This is a genomic window from Massilia sp. Masssp94 (assembly GCF_059491305.1).
On record NZ_CP168501.1, the window covers coordinates 584,774 to 599,570 of the forward strand.

The following is a 14,797-nucleotide window of genomic DNA, read 5'->3' on the forward strand; positions in this document are numbered from 1 at the left end:
GCGGCAGCGGCAATAATGATTAAAAACAGACAACAGTATGCCAGACCTTGCCGCCAAAACCTACCTGGACCGTCAAGCCGCCAGCGCGGCGCGGCCGTGGCGCAACTCGGCCAGCACGCCGGCGCGCAGCCCCGTCTTCGGCACCTCCAGTTCCTCGATCTCCAGCTCTTCCATGAGGCCCAGCAGGATGGCCAGCGCGGCCGTCACGTCGCGCAGGCGCAAGTGCCCGAGGCCGGCCAGCGGCGCCCCGCCGCCGCCCTCGGCCGAGCGCGCGCGCCGCGAGCGACTCGAGCCGGGAGCGCGTGATGGGACCGGCGAGGTCGTTGTCGGCCAGCAGCCGCGCCAGGGTGTGGATCGTCCCGGACGCGCCGCACGCGCGGTCGCGCCGGCCGGTGCCGAACGCGGGCGTCTCGTCGCCCAGCTTGGCGCGCGTGGACGCGATCGCGGCCGCGAACGACACCGCGTCGATGCGCCCGCCGCTGAAGAACGTCAGCGCCAGGCGCGACGTGCCCAGGCCCAGCGACGCCACCTTCTGCACGTGGCGCCCGGTGCCCAGCGCAAGCTGCGTCGAGCCGCCGCCGATACCCAGCACCAGGGTACGCGTGTCGGGGTCGTGCGCCGCGCCGTCGGCCACGCCGAGATACGTCAGGACGGCCTCCTGCTCGCCGGTCAGCACGTGCACCGGATGGCCGAGCAGTTGCTGCGCGGCCGGCAGGAACAGGTGGCTGTTGCGGGCCATGCGCAGGGTCGACGTGGCGACCACGCGCACGGCGGCCAGCGCATGGTCGGACAGGCGTGCGCGGATCGTGCGCAGGCAGTCGAAGGCGCTGTCCATCGCCTCGGGGCTCAGACAGCCCTGCGCGTCCAGCGCGGCGGCCAGCCGCAGCGGCGCATGAAAACTGTCGAGGGGACGCAGCGCGCCGTCCTCGACGGTGCCGACGAGCAGGCGGAAACTGTCCGAGCCAAGGACGAGTGCGGCGTGAATGGGAGGTGTGGTGCTCATGCAGACTCCGAAGTCGAAAACGGCGCCACGATAGCGGGGCTGGATGACGGATCGATGACAGGAGCATCGTTGATCACATCATCATAAGCCATGCGCGCCAGAGACGCCATGGCGGACACGGCGGTTTGTACGCGCCCCTGCGCGGGGGCGTTCATTCTTCCTCGACGGGCGCCAGCACCGACGCCGCCACTTCGACCCGGTTGCGCCCGGCCTTCTTGGCCACCCGCAACGCCTCGTCGGCACGGGCCAGCAAGGTGACGGTGCTGTCGTCGGGGCGGATCGTCGTGACGCCGAAGCTGGCCGTCAATGAAATCATCGCGCGCTCGGTCTTGACGCGCTCCGCTTCGATCGCGGCGCGCATGCGCTCGGCGACCATCGCCGCATCGTCCAGGCTCGTGCGCGGCAGCAGGATCGCGAATTCCACGCCCACCAGGCGGCCCAGCAGGTCGCTGTCGCGCAACTGGCGCTTGCACGTATTGATCAGGTGCGCGAGCACGACGTCGCCGGCCGGGTGGCCGTAGCCGTCATTGATGCGCTTGAACTGGTCGAGGTCGAACACGACGAGCGCGGTCGGCTGGCCGGGACGGCGCGCCAGCGCCATCCAGGGGGCCAGGGCCTGGAAGAAGCCGCGCCGGTTCGGCACGTCGGTGAGCGGGTCGTTGATTTCCAGGCGCGCCAGCTCGGCCTGTTCGCGCTCGCGGCCCAGCAGCAGCCAGCCGAAGCCGCCGACGAGGGCCAGCAGATACAGGGCGCCCGAGTGCAGCTGGCGCAGGATATCGCTCGTCATCCAGCCCCAGCCCGCGGGCGCCAGCAGCACGAGCGCCCCGCGCGCGCCCACGACGACGGCCAGCACGGTCGTCGCCAGCGCCAGGAAACGTTGCAGCATCGATGCGGCCGCCCAGCCGCGCGCCAGCGCCGCCGCGAGCGACAAATAAAAGCCGCCGAGGACCAGGGACGCGGCCACGGCGCGCAGGCCGATCGGGTCGATCAGCCAGCACAGCAGGAAGGCGGCGACTGCCAGTCCCAGCGCCGGGAGCGTGGCGCGGCGCCAGCGCAGGCGGCCGGCGCGTTCCCACGCGGCACCGGATTCCCAGGCCACGCCGGCGAACACGAGGACGTAGGCAATGGGCAAGGCCAGGCCTTCCGGCACGACGCCCGCCGCGCCGATGGCCAGCAGCAGCCAGCCGGCGCCCTGGTAGAGACGCGACCAGCCCCACGTCGGCACGGCCGGACGGCCGGCATGGCCGGACTGTTCGAAGAAAAACAGGGTGGCGCACAAGGCCAGGTTGCCGAGTGCCAGTGCCAGGACCATCGTGGTCGCGTCCATCGTCACCTCAGCATTCGTGCACGACCGCGGTCGTGCCGTCGCCGACGCGGCTGGACCAGGCACGCGCCCAGTACTCCCGTTCGGCCTCGGTGGGCTGCCCGTGCCAGAACACGATCAGGGTCCCTTTATGGTCGTGGATCTGGGTCAGCTTGTCGACGAAACCCGGGTTCCCGTCCACGTCCGCCAGCGCCATCGCATATCCATAGACACGATCCAGGCGCTCGATGCGGTCCGGCTCGGTCTGGCTGTTGGTGGCGGTAATGGTCGGGTGGTCCAGGAACATGAGGTCTCCGCTTGGGCTGCAACGGCCAGCTTATCAGAAACCTATCGACCGCAACAAGTTCACCTATACTTGACGGCATGCCTCACAACAGCCCCACCCCGCCGCTCGTACGTACGCGCCGGGGTCGCCGGACGCTCGAATTCGTCCCCGGCGACATCCAGAGCGAGATGCTGCTGGCCCGGCCCGACGCCCTCGTGCTGGCCTATTTGCGCGCCATGATGGGGTTTGTCCTGTTCGCGCCGTCTCCCGTCCGCATCGTGATGGTCGGGCTCGGCGGCGGCTCGCTGGCCAAGTTCTGCCACCGCCATTTTCCCGACGCGCACATCACCGTCATCGAACTCCGCGCCGACGTGATCGCCCTGCGCGACGCCTTCCACGTGCCGCCCGACAGCGCGCGCTTCGCGGTCGTCCAGGCCGACGCGGCCGACTGGCTGGCCGCGCATCCCGGCTCGGCCGATGTACTTCTGGTCGACGGCTTCGACGCGCGCGGGCTGCCGCCCAGGCTGGCCGACACGCCCTTTTATACGGACTGCCGTCACGCGCTGCGGCCCGGCGGCGTGCTCGTGGCCAACGTCTTCACGTACGATCCGCGCTACCCGGACGTGATGGACGCGCTCGATACCGTGTTCGCCGGCCACACCTGCTGGTTCGACAAGGTCGCGGGCAACAACCGCATCGTGTATGCATTGAACGCCCCCGCGGATGCCGTCCTGCGCCGCATGACGGCGCTGCGGCGCCGGCGCGGAATCGGCCTGGGATTATTGAATCGGCTAGCCATTCGAGCCATCCTTGCCTGGATCGCATCGCGATCTGTTTTGGCCCTACCACACCTTCGCGCGACGCGGTCCCGCTTGTGACAATTTGTTTGCGGAAACTAGAGTTTCTGTGACAAACTGATGCTTCTTCATGCCTTAGGGCAAGCTCTCATCTTTCATGCATAGGGAACCCCGGATGTCGCGTCGCCGACTGCCGTTTTCGCTCACGCTCGCAGCAGGCCTCACGCTGGCCGGCGGCCTGGCCGCGACCGCGGTGCTGGCGGTTGCCATCAGCCGTCTCGAATACGACAACAAGGCGCTGGCCTTCGAACAGGGGACCGGTGTGCGTGTGGCTGCCCTGCGCCAGGGTATGGATGATGCCGTCGAAGTCCTGAACGTCACCAACCAGTTGTTCACGACCGTGCAACCGGTCACGCGCGCGCAATTCCACGATTTCACGACGCCGCTGCTGCAGCGCAATCCATACATCCGCGCCTTCAATTTCCACCGCGTCGTGGACGCCGCCGACCGCGCCGCGTTCGAAGCGGACCTGCGCCAGTTCCAGCCCGACCTCGTGGTGCGCGAGATGCGCGGCCCCGCGCGGGTGGCGGCGCCGGCGCGCGAACGCTACCACGTCGTCGACTATCTCGAACCCATGCAGGGTAACGAGGCGGCCCTCGGCCTGGACGTCAGCCAGAACCGCCAGGTCATGGACGCCCTCGGGCGGGCGCAGGCGAGCGGCCGTGCCGCCCTCACCAGCCTGCTGCAGATCGCCCAGGCACCGGGCGCCCCCAGTTTCGAAGTGCTGATGCCCGTGTACGCCCGCGGCGGCCGCCTGCTGGGCGACACCGCCGCCGTGGTCTCCGTGCCGACCCTCGCCAATGCCACGCTGGCCAGGGCCGGCCTGCTGGACGACCACAGCATCCAGTTGAAATTCTATGGCGGCGGCCGCGCCGATCCGGCCCGCCTCGCCTATGCGAGCCGCGACGTGACGGCGTCCGAATCGCCCGTCCCGCTGCTGTCGGGCGGCTACACGGGCCGCGCCCTGAACACCTTCACGGTCGGCGGCCAGTCGTGGACCGTGGAAGCCATCGCCGCGCCCAGCCCGTGGCTGGCCGACCATCTCGGCTCGACCCTGCTGCTGACCGGCGGCGTGCTGTCGACCCTGCTCCTGTGCGCCTTCGTGCAGGCGGCCGGCGAGCGCGCGCGGAAAGTCCAGGAACTGGTGCGCGAGCGCACCGCCGACCTGAAGCTGACGAACCAGCGCCTGATCGACGACGTCCTCGCGCGCAAGCGCACGGAAAAAGCGCTGCAGGAGAGCGAGCAGCGCTTCCGCCAGCTCGTCGCCATGTCATCCGACTGGTATTGGGAACAGGACGAGGAATTCCGTTTTACCCACGTCACCGGCGACTTCACGGAAAAATCCGGCATCGCCACCGAGCGCGTGCTCGGCCGCCGCCGCTGGGATTACGTGCCGGCGCTGACGGACACGGAACTGGGCCGCGACCACGTCGCCACCCTGGAAGCGCACGAGCCGTTCCGCAACCTCGAATACCGCGTCGTCGACGACAACGGCGAGGAGCGCTGGTTCTGCATCAACGGCCAGCCGACGTTCGACGAGACGGGCCGCCTCACCGGCTACCGCGGCACCGGCAGCGACATCACGGCGCGCAAGGTCACCGAGCAGCGCGTGCACCACGTGGCCCAGCACGACGTGCTGACGGGTCTGCCCAACCGCTCGCTGCTGCAGGACCGCCTGGGCCAGGCCGTCGCGTACGCCACCCGCAGCGGCCACCAGGTCTGGGTGATGCTGATCGACCTGGACCGCTTCAAGTACGTCAACGACAGCATGGGCCACAAGGCCGGCGACGTCCTGCTGATGACGGTCGCGGCGCGCCTGCGCTCGTCGCTGCGCGACACGGATACCGTCGCGCGCCTGTCCGGCGACGAATTCGTCGTGATCCTGTCCGAGCATCACGACCAGCCGCTGACGCCGGACATCGTGCAGCGCGTCATGGACTCGGTCGCGCAGCCCGTCATGCTGGGCACCAAGGAGTTCTTCGTCACCTGCAGCATCGGCGTGGCCGCGTTCCCGAGCGACGGCACGCCGTCCGAGAACCTGATCGAGCACGCGGACATCGCCATGTACCGCGCCAAGAAACTGGGCCGCAACAACTTCCAGTTCTACACGCCGGCCATGAACGAGGAATCGCTGGAGCGCGTGCGCATCGAGAGCGCGCTGCGCAACGCCCTCGAACGCAACGAATTCGTGCTGCACTACCAGCCGCAGGTCGACCTGCAGACGGGCCGCATCGTCGGCATGGAAGCGCTGATCCGCTGGAAGCATCCGGAACTGGGCATGGTGCCGCCGTCGCGCTTCGTCGGCATCGCCGAGGACACGGGCCTGATCGTGCCGATCGGCGCCTGGGTGATGCGCACCGCGTGCGCCCAGAACAAGGCCTGGCACGATGCGGGCCTGGGCAAGCTGCGCGTGGCCGTGAACCTGTCGGCGCGCCAGTTCGGCGCGGCCGACCTGCTGCCGGGCATCGAGGCCGTGCTCGACGACACGGGCCTGGATCCATCCTGCCTCGAACTGGAACTGACGGAAAGCCTGTTCATGAGCGACGTCACGCCGGCCGTGGAATTGCTGCACCGCATGAAATCGCTGGGCGTGAACCTGTCGATCGACGATTTCGGCACGGGTTACTCCAGCTTCTCGTACCTGTCGCGCTTCCCGATCGACGTGCTGAAGATCGACCGCTCGTTCGTCAACGACATCACGCACGACGCCAACGATGCCGCCATCGTCGCCTCGATCATCGCGCTGGCGCACAACCTGCGCCTGTCCGTGATCGCCGAGGGTGTCGAAACGGCCGAACAGCTCGATTACCTGCGCCACCAGGGCTGCGACGAAATGCAGGGATATTATTTCTCGAAGCCGCTCCCGGCCCATGAATTCGAGCAATTGCTACGCCAGCGACGCGGCCTGACGGCTCCGGAAGACGAGCCGCAGACGGCCGCCGCCTGAAGAAATCTCGAATCCGCTTTAAGTCTGCATGACAAGTGCGAGATTTCGTGCAATTTCCTGTGGCTTAATCAATATCGTTCTCATACAATACTCTGTGATTCTTTAGCAATACACTCACCGAGCATTGATGATGACTGAACTGAATATCGACACCGCCACGGCCACCCTGGCGGAACGCAGGCCGCGCACCGACATGCGCACGCGCGACCTCGTCAACCAGGCCGTCGCGTCCGTTCCCACGCTGGGGCTGCAGCGCGCCGCGGAATTCCTCGCGGCGATGGGCGTGCCGGCGGAGATCGCGGTACGGGCACTGGTGTATCCGAACCGCCGCCGCACAAATTAATACGCGACGTCGGCAATACGTTGGATGGGCTCCCCGAGCCCACGCGTGACGTGGCGTCCGCGTGGGCGCAGGCGTGCCCCCCCTATTCCTGGGCAGAGATATCTGCCAACGACTCGCGACCACGTTCCGTCAATCCGAACCCGCCCTCGGCCCGCGCCGCAATGTGCGACTTGCGGCTGAGGAACTGGACGACGTCGTCATCCACATTCGCCGCCGGGTCCGCCTCGAGCGCGCGCAGCGCCTGCACGCAGCGGCGCAGGAACAGCAGTTCCGTTCCCTGCGGCGTCAGCGCCAGGCTCCCGTTCTTCGCATACTGGATCAGCTTCAGGCCCGACAGGCGCTTCGCGTTACGCCCGACACAGGCATTGACACGGTCGGTCTGCGCGCCGCGCCGGATGAATTCGAGCGCATCGTATTCGTCGCCCGTCAGTTTCAGATTCTTCATTACCACTTTCCAAGAGAACAAGCCCGCCATGGTAACGGCGACGGGCCGTCCCGGCAACCTGTCTTGCCGTCAGCGCAACGCCCGCACGGCGGCCCAGACGAGGCCCGCCCCCGCCAGGACACCCAGCGCCACGGCCGCGTGCATCTTGTGCGACCCCAGCAGCGGGCCGCGGCCCAGCGGAATCTTGTTGTACAGGGTGGTGCTCATGCTTTTCTCCTCCGAGAGTCGTTGGCCTCAAGCCTATTATCAAAAAGTTCCTAAAAGATATATGTGCGCCAGCGTACACAATCGGCGATCCTATTGCGCGCCGTGGCCGGACATGGACTGTTAGTATTGCGCCAACACGACAACGCAATGGAGCACACCATGAGAACCGACATTCCGAAACCGGACCCGGGCGCCGACGCCCCGCCCAATTTGCACGAAGCGGACATCGGCAGCGGGGAGCGCTCGCCAGGCCAGCATGAAACGGACGAGATGATTCGCGACATTCCCAAGCGCGGCAGCAATGAGGGTAACAAGCAGGACGCCGGCCAGGCCGGTAACCAGCAAACCGCCCCAGGCAAGGCCTGACCCTCTCGTGACAAAGGATGGGGCGACACGACGGTCCGCCCCATCCTCTTCCCTTCACCTGCTTATTCCGCCTTGATGGGCGGTTCCGGCGCGTCCGGCTCCTTCACCGGTGCGCGCGCCGGCGCCGGTACGTCGTCCGGATCCGGACTCGGCTGCGGCGGCGGCAGCTCCGGGTCGGGCGTCGTGGGGTCCGGCGTGGAATGTGCGTGTTCCGGCAAACTCATCGATTTTCTCCGGCGAACGGGCTCAACGGCCTTCTTTCTGCTTGGCGCCGCCGCCCGCACCCTTGTCCTTGCCGGCCTTCACGGTCGACATGTGGTCGTGGCTGCTCTTTTCCTTGACGCCCGCCTTCTGTTTCTGGACGTCTTCCTCGGACTGGTTACCCGACTGCTTGTTCTGGCTGCCTGTGGATTTCGATTGGGTCATGATGATCTCCCTATGGTTGCGGTTGACGTTGTGTGCAGCCTAGCATGGAAGATCGGGGCGGGTTTTCAATCGTGCGGGGCTGGTATAGTCGAGCCGATGACACGCCTCGCCGCCCTTGCGCTGACTCTCGCCATGACCTCTACCGTGTATGCCGCCCCGATGACGCTGGACGACTACCTGGCCCTGTCCGGCCCCGCGCCCGCCGCCACCCTGCGCTACGGCGCCGCGCCGTCGCAGTACGCCGAACTGTTCCTGCCGTCCGGCACGGGACCGTTCCCCGTGGCCGTGCTCGTGCACGGCGGCTGCTGGACGAAGGAATTCGGCGGCATCACGCAGCTGCGCAACGTGGCGGGGGCACTGGCGGCGCGCGGCATCGCCGTGTGGAACGTGGAATACCGCCGCGTCGACGAGGCCGGCGGCGGCTACCCGGGCACCTACCAGGACATGAACGCAGCCCTCGACCTGCTCGCGCGCACGGCCCGGGAACATCCGCTCGACCTCGGCCGACTCGTGGCCGTCGGGCACTCGGCCGGCGGCCAGCTCGTGCAATGGCTGGCGGCACGGCCCCGCATCCCCGCGTCGAGTCCGCTGTACCGCAAGGACATCGTCCCCGTGCGCCAGGTCGTCAGCCTGGGCGGCCTGGCCGACCTGCGGCGCGAAGCCGCGCTGCTGAAGACGAGTTGCGGCCGCGAGATCGCCGAACTGGCCGGCACGCCCGGCGAGGGCCGGCCGGACGTGTTCTCCGACACGAACGCGGGCGACCTGATGCCGAACGGCAGCCATACGATCCTCGTCACCGGCGAACTGGACACGATCTCGCCCCCGCGCGTCGCGCACGACTTCGCGGCCCGCGCCCGTGCGGCCGGCGACAGCGCGGAGGTCGTGATCCTGCCGGGCGCCAGCCATTACGACGAGGTGGCGGCGACGTCGGGCGCGTGGCCGCGCGTGCTGCGCGCGATCGAGTCGGCGCTGGGCCCGGACGCGCGCTGACGCGGCCTGCCATGGCCGCAGCGTGTGTCCGTTATCGCCCGAAGCCGCCATCGATTTTGCTGACTTATAGGACGCCGATTTCCTTGAGCCAGTTTTCCACCAACGAAGGCCAAGCTGCCAAAGGATGGTCTTTCTCCCGAAGACCGAAGGCGTGCCCTCCTTTTGCAAAAAGATGAACCTCGGCCGGTACGCCTGCCTGATTCAGCGCCCGGGCATACAGCGTGCTATTGCAGATAGGGTCGACCGGATCGTCCCAGGCTTGCAATAGAAATGTGGTCGGTGTTTCCTTCGTCACGCGAATGCCTGGTTCGAGTGTTCCAGAGCGACACAGGTGCCCCGGATAAAGCGCAATAGCAAAGTCGGGGCGACTGCTTAACTTGTCCACGGCGTCGACCGGCGCGTAGGCAGACGCAACGATGTTGCTGGTTTGGGCGACCAGATAGCCCCCGGCCGAGAAGCCGATGACACCGATCTTGCGCGGGTCCAGGTTCAGTTCGGTTACCTTCGACCGCACGAGCTTGATGGTCCGCTGCGCATCCTGCAGCGCAAGCGGTATCTTTGGAAAGATTCTGCATCGACATTTCTCATCCCAGTAGTCGTTCCCTCCGGGGACGCGGTATTTGAGCAATACGCAGGTAATCCCGCGTGATGTCAGCCAGTCGCAGATTTCCGTCCCTTCCAGGTCAATGGCCAGGACTCGGAATCCTCCACCGGGAAAGACGATGACGGCGGCTCCGGTGTTCACGCCCTTCGGCGAGTACACGGTCATCGTTGGATTGCTCACGTCATTGATCTGTGCCCATCCACCGTGTCCTGTCGCAGCGACGACCGATTCCGGCTGCTGGGTAGCCACCGCATTGGGGATTGCACCAGGCCAAATATCAATCTGCACATGTCCCGGCGACGGCTGCCAGGTCGCCGCTTGGGCAGACGCGAAGCCTATCAAGAAGACAACTAGACTTATCAAGAAACATGTACGCACGGCCTTCCCCTTGAATGATTTACATTTGCGCCCCTTCCCGGGCTGTGCGGGAAGTGTGTATCAGATAGGGATTCAGGGGGCAGGCGTGTGACGAACCGGGCGGACTACGTGATGAGTTACCGGTACCGGCCTGGCAATCGGTCAGTTCCCGGCCCGATAGCGGACGTTGGTCAGCCGAGTGCATGAGGCTGTTGCTATCGAAGCAGGTCTGCAGCTTTGCCGGGCGCTCTCAGTCGGGAAACACGATCTTCTTCGCGAGCCGCTGGTCGACCACGAGATCGTCCTGCGCGACCGCGACGCACGGCAGGATATAGCCCTCGCGTTTTTCGTCGAGGGACAACCCCGGCCATTCCACGAGATAGCGCACGGTGCCGCCCGCGAGGCGGCAGATGCACGTGCGGCATGTACCGTTGCGGCAGGAGCTGGGCAGGTCGATGCCGGCCCGTTCGGCGGCGTGCAGCACCGTCGTCTCCGTGTCGGTGTCGAAGGACCAGCCGGACGGCTGCAGGGTGATGGTCAACATGGTCATGCGGCGGATTGTACCGCCGGCCCGACGAAGCTGGGTTCGTTCCCGCACAGAGTCCCGTCTTGCGCGGCACTAACCTGAAGCCAACGCAATTTCAGGCAGGACACCATGTTGAAAACGACCCGCATTCCCCTTTTGATCGCCCTGCTGGCCGGCCTCGCCGGTCCGGCGGGCGCCGCGCAACCGCAGGCGCAGCCGGCCGCCGCCACCCCGGCCACGCAGGCCGAGCCGGCCGCCGCGCAGGCGGCCGAATTCGAGCGGCTGCTGCGCGCCCAGATGCTGCTCGACCGCGCCCACTTCTCGCCGGGCGAAATCGACGGCGCCTACGGCTCCAACATGCGCCAGGCGCTGGCCGGCTTCCAGAAGGCGCGCGGCCTGAATCCGACCGGCAAGCTCGACGACGCCACATGGAACGCGCTGAACATCGACCAGACGCCGACCCTGCTGACCTACACGCTGGCCGACACCGACGTCGCGGGCCCGTTCCGCCCCGTGCCGGACGACATGATGGAAAAGGCCAAGCTGCCCACGCTCGGCTACGCCACGCCGGCGGAAGGTCTCGGCGAGAAATTCCACGCGAGCCCGGCTCTGCTGGAAAAACTCAACCCCGGCAAGGACCTGGGCCGCGCGGGCGAGCAGATCGTCGTGCCGAATGTCGTCGGCACCCCGGCGCTGGCGGCGGCAGCGCGCGTCGTCGTGTCGAAGGAGGCCCGCATCCTGCAGCTGCAGGACGCCGGCGGCACCGTGCTGGCCCAGTATCCCGTGTCGAGCGGCAGCGAACATGATCCTCTGCCGATCGGCAACTGGAAAATCGAGGGCGTGCACCGCAACCCCACCTACCACTACAACCCGAAACTGTTCTGGGACGCCAAGCCGGGCGACAAGAAGACGACCGTCGCGGCGGGCCCCAACAACCCGGTCGGCGTCGTGTGGATCGACCTGACCAAGCCGCATTACGGCATCCACGGCACGCCGGTGCCGGCCTCGGTCGGCAAGAGCGAATCGCACGGCTGCATCCGCTTGACGAACTGGAGCGCATCGGAAGTGGCGGGCCTCGTCCAGGCGGGCACCGAGGTCGTTCTGCAAGACTAAAACGAAGCAAAGGAGACGGCGATGAGATGGTTGATGACCTTCCTGCTCGGCGTGCTGGTGGGCGCCGGCGGCCTGTTCGTCTGGCTGCGCCAGATGCCCCACGAACCCGCCACCGCACCGGCCGTGGCAGCGAACACGGGCGCCCTGCCCGCGCCGCCGCCGCCCGCCAGCGGCATCGACGGCAAGCTGCCGCCGGCGCCGCAGGTCATGCCCGACCTCACGGAACTCGACCTGCCGCTGCGTCCCGCCGCGCCGGACGCGCCCGCCGCCGCGGGCACGGACCCCGCGCCAAGTGTCGCGCCGGGCAAGCTGCTCGTGCCCGTCGAAGGCATGCCGTTCTCCAGGCTCGCCGACACGTACGACCAGCCGCGCGGCACCGAACGCCACCACGAAGCGCTGGACATCATGGCGCCGAAGGGCACGAAGGTGGTCGCGGTGGCGGACGGCAGGATCGTGAAGCTGTTCACGAGCAAGCCGGGCGGGCTGACCGTGTACCAGTTCGATCCGACCGAAAAATATGCCTATTACTATGCGCACCTGGACCGCTATGCGGACGGCCTGCAGGAAGGCGCGCAGGTCAGGCGCGGCGACCTGATCGGCTATGTGGGCGCAACCGGGAATGCCGATCCGAACGCGCCGCACCTGCACTTCGCCGTGTTCGAGCTGACGCCCGACAAGCAGTGGTGGAAGGGAACGCCCGTCAATCCGTATCCGTTGCTGCAGCCCTGAAGTTTTGCTTTTCGGCCACTCCTCGGCCATTGCGATAAGATGAACAAAATCGCTGGCTGAGGAGACTATGAAGAACATCGATCGACGCCGTCGCGCCGTATGCATGGGCATGCTGGGCGGACTTGCCGGACTGACCATGGGCAACGCCGCCCGGGCGCGCCCCACCATCGACGACGCGGCACGCGTCTTTCGTCTCGACGGCGGCGCCGTCACCTATGCGCTCGGCGTCAACCCGGATGGCCGTCTGCAGACCATCTACTGGGGCAGTGCGCTGTCCCCGGTCGATCCGCTGCCGGCGCCGGTGCCGGTCGCTGAGAACTCCAGCAACGAAACGTCGATCACCGTCACGCCGTTCGAGTATCCCGGCTTCGGTGCCGGCCTGACGGTGGAGCCGGCGCTCAAGGTCACCTTCCCCGACGGCGTGCGCGACCTGGACCTGCGCTACGTCGGCCACCAGCTCGACGGCGAACGCCTCGTGGTCAGGCTCAAGGACGTCGGTCGCGCCGTGCACGTCACGCTCGCCTATGCGATGGAGGCCGCAACCGGCATCCTGACGCGCAGTGCCGTCGTCGAGAACCGGACGGACGGCTGGATCCAGGTCGACCAGATGGCGGCGGCCAGCATCAACCTGCCTTACGACGACGATTACCGCGTGTCGTACCTGACCGGGCGCTGGGCCGGCGAGTTCGCGCTGCAAACCCGCCCGGTCGGCCCCGGCGCGACGGTGATCGAGAGCCGCAAGGGCGTGACGTCGCACCAGGCCAACCCGTGGATCGCGCTGAGCCGGGTCATGACCGAAGAGGAGTCCGGCCCCGTGTGGTTCGGCGCACTGGGCTGGAGCGGCGCGTGGCGCATCGGTGTCGACATGGATGCGCTCGGCGGCGTCCGCGTAACCGCCGGCTACAACCCCTTCGATTTCGCCTATCGGCTCAAGCCTGGCGAACGCCTCTCCTCGCCCGTGTTCCATGCGGGGTATTCCGGTGACGGTTTCGGCGGCGCGTCGCGCCTGTTCCATCGCTACCAGCGCACGCGGATCCTGCCGGGCGCGCCGGCGTTGCGTCCGCGGCCCGTTCTCTACAATTCGTGGGAGGCGACCGAGTTCGCCGTCGACGAAGCGGGCCAGATGGCGCTGGCCGAGAAAGCCGCCAGCATCGGCATCGAACGCTTCGTCGTCGACGACGGCTGGTTCGGCGCGCGCAACAGTTCGAAAGCGGGCCTGGGCGACTGGGTCGTCAACACGAAGAAATTCCCGAACGGGCTGACGCCACTGATCAAACGCGTCAATGACCTGGGCATGGAATTCGGGCTGTGGGTCGAACCGGAGATGGTCAATCCGGACAGCGATTTGTACCGGGCCCATCCCGATTGGGTCATCCACTTTCCGGGACGTGCGCGCTCCGAAGCCCGCGACCAGCTGGTGCTCAACCTGGCGCGCACGGACGTGTACGACCACCTTCTCATGGTATTGGACAGGCTGCTCGGCGCGAACGACATCGCCTTTCTCAAGTGGGACCATAACCGCGCCTGGTCCGAACCGGGCTGGCCGCAGGTGCCGCCCGCGGAGCAGCAACGCCTGTACGTGACGTACGTGGACAATCTCTACAAGCTGCTCGGCGAGCTGCGCCGGCGCCACCCGAAGGTCGAGATCGAATCGTGCGCCAGCGGCGGCGGCCGGGTCGATCTCGGCATCATGGCCCTGACCGACGAGGTCTGGGTGTCCGACAATACCGATCCGTACGACCGGCTGTTGATCCAGGATGGCTTCAGCCGGGCCTATGCGCCGGCGATCATGATGGCATGGGTCACCGACTCGCCCAACTGGGTCAACAAGCGCGCCACATCGCTGGAATACCGGTTTCTGTCGTCCATGCAGGGTTCGCTCGGGGTCGGCGCGAACCTGAACCACTGGAGCGCGAACGACTTCGCGCAAGCGAAGCGACTTATTGCCGAGTACAAGCGTATTCGCGTAACCGTCCAACAAGGCAATTTATACCGGTTGATATCGCCGCAGGGCGGCTCGGCACGATCGGCGACGCTGTCGGTCGCGCAGGACGGCAACCAGGCCGTCCTCTTCGCCTTCCTTCACTCCGGCGGCATGCGCAATCCGGCGCCCCATATCCGGTTGCGCGGACTCGATCCACGGAAGACGTATGCGCTGCGCACCATCGCAGGCGGCGTGGCGCCGCGCACACCGAAACAGGCGAGCGGCGCCTACTGGATGGGACAAGGAATCCAGCCCAACCTCGCCGGCGACTTCCAGGCCGCGGCCATTGTCCTGGAAGCCACCTGACGAGG

General features: G+C 67.1%; 18 protein-coding genes. 8 read left to right on the forward strand and 10 right to left on the reverse strand.

What is annotated here, in order from left to right; translation table 11 throughout:
- Window positions 1-19 precede the first annotated feature (19 nt).
- The 4 genes from ACEN9G_RS02390 to ACEN9G_RS02405 are packed head-to-tail and all read right to left on the reverse strand — an operon-like array spanning window position 20 to window position 2,613.
- Window positions 20-1,003, reverse strand: a complete 984-nt coding sequence (locus ACEN9G_RS02390) for a Ppx/GppA phosphatase family protein (RefSeq protein ID WP_495605519.1) — start codon at window positions 1,001-1,003, stop codon at window positions 20-22.
- A complete protein-coding gene (locus ACEN9G_RS02395; protein ID WP_413346102.1) occupies window positions 1,000-1,158 on the reverse strand; it encodes a hypothetical protein in 159 nt (52 codons plus the stop codon). The genes ACEN9G_RS02390 and ACEN9G_RS02395 overlap by 4 nt, the downstream gene beginning before the upstream one ends.
- Window positions 1,155-2,330 carry a GGDEF domain-containing protein gene (locus ACEN9G_RS02400; protein ID WP_483127644.1) on the reverse strand — a complete coding sequence of 392 codons (1,176 nt, stop codon included), beginning with the start codon at window positions 2,328-2,330 and terminating at the stop codon, window positions 1,155-1,157. Before ACEN9G_RS02400 ends, ACEN9G_RS02395 begins: the two co-directional genes overlap by 4 nt.
- Window positions 2,331-2,337: 7 nt before the next feature.
- Window positions 2,338-2,613: a hypothetical protein gene (locus tag ACEN9G_RS02405; RefSeq protein WP_413342659.1), complete on the reverse strand. Its 276-nt coding sequence runs from the start codon at window positions 2,611-2,613 to the stop codon at window positions 2,338-2,340.
- A 77-nt stretch (window positions 2,614-2,690) separates the two neighbouring features.
- Between ACEN9G_RS02405 and ACEN9G_RS02410 the strand changes: the two genes are divergently transcribed.
- The 3 genes from ACEN9G_RS02410 to ACEN9G_RS02420 all read left to right on the forward strand — a co-directional run bounded on the left by ACEN9G_RS02410 (window position 2,691) and on the right by ACEN9G_RS02420 (window position 6,739).
- Window positions 2,691-3,470 carry a fused MFS/spermidine synthase gene (locus tag ACEN9G_RS02410; RefSeq protein WP_413342661.1) on the forward strand — a complete coding sequence of 260 codons (780 nt, stop codon included), beginning with the start codon at window positions 2,691-2,693 and terminating at the stop codon, window positions 3,468-3,470.
- A 94-nt stretch (window positions 3,471-3,564) separates the two neighbouring features.
- On the forward strand, window positions 3,565-6,396 hold the full coding sequence (locus tag ACEN9G_RS02415) for a bifunctional diguanylate cyclase/phosphodiesterase (protein WP_413342663.1): 2,832 nt from the start codon (window positions 3,565-3,567) through the stop codon (window positions 6,394-6,396).
- Window positions 6,397-6,523: 127 nt separating this feature from the next.
- A complete protein-coding gene (locus ACEN9G_RS02420; RefSeq protein WP_105378146.1) occupies window positions 6,524-6,739 on the forward strand; it encodes a hypothetical protein in 216 nt (71 codons plus the stop codon).
- Window positions 6,740-6,821: 82 nt separating this feature from the next.
- Here the strand turns inward: ACEN9G_RS02420 and ACEN9G_RS02425 are convergent, their stop codons facing one another.
- Together ACEN9G_RS02425 and ACEN9G_RS02430 are read right to left on the reverse strand one after the other, a co-directional pair.
- Complete coding sequence (locus ACEN9G_RS02425) at window positions 6,822-7,184, reverse strand: hypothetical protein (protein WP_413342665.1); 363 nt, start codon at window positions 7,182-7,184, stop codon at window positions 6,822-6,824.
- A gap of 69 nt (window positions 7,185-7,253) precedes the next feature.
- On the reverse strand, window positions 7,254-7,391 hold the full coding sequence (locus tag ACEN9G_RS02430; RefSeq protein WP_181158819.1) for a hypothetical protein: 138 nt from the start codon (window positions 7,389-7,391) through the stop codon (window positions 7,254-7,256).
- A 159-nt stretch (window positions 7,392-7,550) separates the two neighbouring features.
- On the opposite strand from ACEN9G_RS02430, the gene ACEN9G_RS02435 reads away from it, so the two are divergent.
- Window positions 7,551-7,757, forward strand: a complete 207-nt coding sequence (locus ACEN9G_RS02435) for a hypothetical protein (RefSeq protein WP_413342667.1) — start codon at window positions 7,551-7,553, stop codon at window positions 7,755-7,757.
- A gap of 62 nt (window positions 7,758-7,819) precedes the next feature.
- On the opposite strand, the gene ACEN9G_RS02440 is transcribed toward ACEN9G_RS02435, so the two are convergent.
- Both ACEN9G_RS02440 and ACEN9G_RS02445 read right to left on the reverse strand, forming a co-directional pair.
- Window positions 7,820-7,981: a hypothetical protein gene (locus tag ACEN9G_RS02440; protein ID WP_413342669.1), complete on the reverse strand. Its 162-nt coding sequence runs from the start codon at window positions 7,979-7,981 to the stop codon at window positions 7,820-7,822.
- A 22-nt stretch (window positions 7,982-8,003) separates the two neighbouring features.
- Entirely contained in the window at window positions 8,004-8,183 is a 180-nt protein-coding gene (locus ACEN9G_RS02445) for a hypothetical protein (protein ID WP_413342671.1), read from the reverse strand.
- Between the two features lie 96 nt (window positions 8,184-8,279).
- Here ACEN9G_RS02445 and ACEN9G_RS02450 point away from each other — a divergent pair, with 96 nt between their 5' ends.
- Window positions 8,280-9,173: an alpha/beta hydrolase gene (locus ACEN9G_RS02450; protein ID WP_483127645.1), complete on the forward strand. Its 894-nt coding sequence runs from the start codon at window positions 8,280-8,282 to the stop codon at window positions 9,171-9,173.
- A 64-nt stretch (window positions 9,174-9,237) separates the two neighbouring features.
- Here the strand turns inward: ACEN9G_RS02450 and ACEN9G_RS02455 are convergent, their stop codons facing one another.
- Together ACEN9G_RS02455 and ACEN9G_RS02460 are read right to left on the reverse strand one after the other, a co-directional pair.
- Window positions 9,238-10,155 carry an alpha/beta hydrolase gene (locus ACEN9G_RS02455; RefSeq protein ID WP_413345877.1) on the reverse strand — a complete coding sequence of 306 codons (918 nt, stop codon included), beginning with the start codon at window positions 10,153-10,155 and terminating at the stop codon, window positions 9,238-9,240.
- Between the two features lie 229 nt (window positions 10,156-10,384).
- Complete coding sequence (locus ACEN9G_RS02460; protein ID WP_483127646.1) at window positions 10,385-10,684, reverse strand: 2Fe-2S iron-sulfur cluster-binding protein; 300 nt, start codon at window positions 10,682-10,684, stop codon at window positions 10,385-10,387.
- Between the two features lie 105 nt (window positions 10,685-10,789).
- Between ACEN9G_RS02460 and ACEN9G_RS02465 the strand changes: the two genes are divergently transcribed.
- The 3 genes from ACEN9G_RS02465 (at window position 10,790) to ACEN9G_RS02475 (ending at window position 14,792) form a co-directional block, all read left to right on the forward strand.
- Window positions 10,790-11,773, forward strand: a complete 984-nt coding sequence (locus ACEN9G_RS02465) for a L,D-transpeptidase family protein (protein WP_483127647.1) — start codon at window positions 10,790-10,792, stop codon at window positions 11,771-11,773.
- Window positions 11,774-11,794: 21 nt separating this feature from the next.
- Window positions 11,795-12,502 (forward strand): M23 family metallopeptidase, encoded by a 708-nt coding sequence (locus tag ACEN9G_RS02470; protein WP_483127648.1) that lies wholly within the window; start codon window positions 11,795-11,797, stop codon window positions 12,500-12,502.
- A 67-nt stretch (window positions 12,503-12,569) separates the two neighbouring features.
- On the forward strand, window positions 12,570-14,792 hold the full coding sequence (locus ACEN9G_RS02475) for an alpha-galactosidase (RefSeq protein WP_413344297.1): 2,223 nt from the start codon (window positions 12,570-12,572) through the stop codon (window positions 14,790-14,792).
- Window positions 14,793-14,797: the final 5 nt, after the last annotated feature.

Excerpts from the sequence above, each read along its gene's own strand:
- ACEN9G_RS02410 (WP_413342661.1), top strand. The coding sequence starts at position 2,691 with ATGCCTCACAACAGCCCCACCCCGCCGCTCGTACGTACGCGCCGGGGT.
- ACEN9G_RS02440 (WP_413342669.1), bottom strand. The coding sequence starts at position 7,981 with ATGAGTTTGCCGGAACACGCACATTCCACGCCGGACCCCACGACGCCC.
- ACEN9G_RS02395 (WP_413346102.1), bottom strand. The coding sequence starts at position 1,158 with ATGAACGCCCCCGCGCAGGGGCGCGTACAAACCGCCGTGTCCGCCATG.
- ACEN9G_RS02435 (WP_413342667.1), top strand. The coding sequence starts at position 7,551 with ATGAGAACCGACATTCCGAAACCGGACCCGGGCGCCGACGCCCCGCCC.
- ACEN9G_RS02470 (WP_483127648.1), top strand. The coding sequence starts at position 11,795 with ATGAGATGGTTGATGACCTTCCTGCTCGGCGTGCTGGTGGGCGCCGGC.
- ACEN9G_RS02475 (WP_413344297.1), top strand. The coding sequence starts at position 12,570 with ATGAAGAACATCGATCGACGCCGTCGCGCCGTATGCATGGGCATGCTG.
- ACEN9G_RS02450 (WP_483127645.1), top strand. The coding sequence starts at position 8,280 with ATGACACGCCTCGCCGCCCTTGCGCTGACTCTCGCCATGACCTCTACC.
- ACEN9G_RS02430 (WP_181158819.1), bottom strand. The coding sequence starts at position 7,391 with ATGAGCACCACCCTGTACAACAAGATTCCGCTGGGCCGCGGCCCGCTG.
- ACEN9G_RS02420 (WP_105378146.1), top strand. The coding sequence starts at position 6,524 with ATGATGACTGAACTGAATATCGACACCGCCACGGCCACCCTGGCGGAA.
- ACEN9G_RS02465 (WP_483127647.1), top strand. The coding sequence starts at position 10,790 with ATGTTGAAAACGACCCGCATTCCCCTTTTGATCGCCCTGCTGGCCGGC.
- ACEN9G_RS02415 (WP_413342663.1), top strand. The coding sequence starts at position 3,565 with ATGTCGCGTCGCCGACTGCCGTTTTCGCTCACGCTCGCAGCAGGCCTC.
- ACEN9G_RS02390 (WP_495605519.1), bottom strand. The coding sequence starts at position 1,003 with ATGAGCACCACACCTCCCATTCACGCCGCACTCGTCCTTGGCTCGGAC.
- ACEN9G_RS02445 (WP_413342671.1), bottom strand. The coding sequence starts at position 8,183 with ATGACCCAATCGAAATCCACAGGCAGCCAGAACAAGCAGTCGGGTAAC.
- ACEN9G_RS02405 (WP_413342659.1), bottom strand. The coding sequence starts at position 2,613 with ATGTTCCTGGACCACCCGACCATTACCGCCACCAACAGCCAGACCGAG.
- ACEN9G_RS02425 (WP_413342665.1), bottom strand. The coding sequence starts at position 7,184 with ATGAAGAATCTGAAACTGACGGGCGACGAATACGATGCGCTCGAATTC.
- ACEN9G_RS02400 (WP_483127644.1), bottom strand. The coding sequence starts at position 2,330 with ATGGACGCGACCACGATGGTCCTGGCACTGGCACTCGGCAACCTGGCC.
- ACEN9G_RS02460 (WP_483127646.1), bottom strand. The coding sequence starts at position 10,684 with ATGACCATGTTGACCATCACCCTGCAGCCGTCCGGCTGGTCCTTCGAC.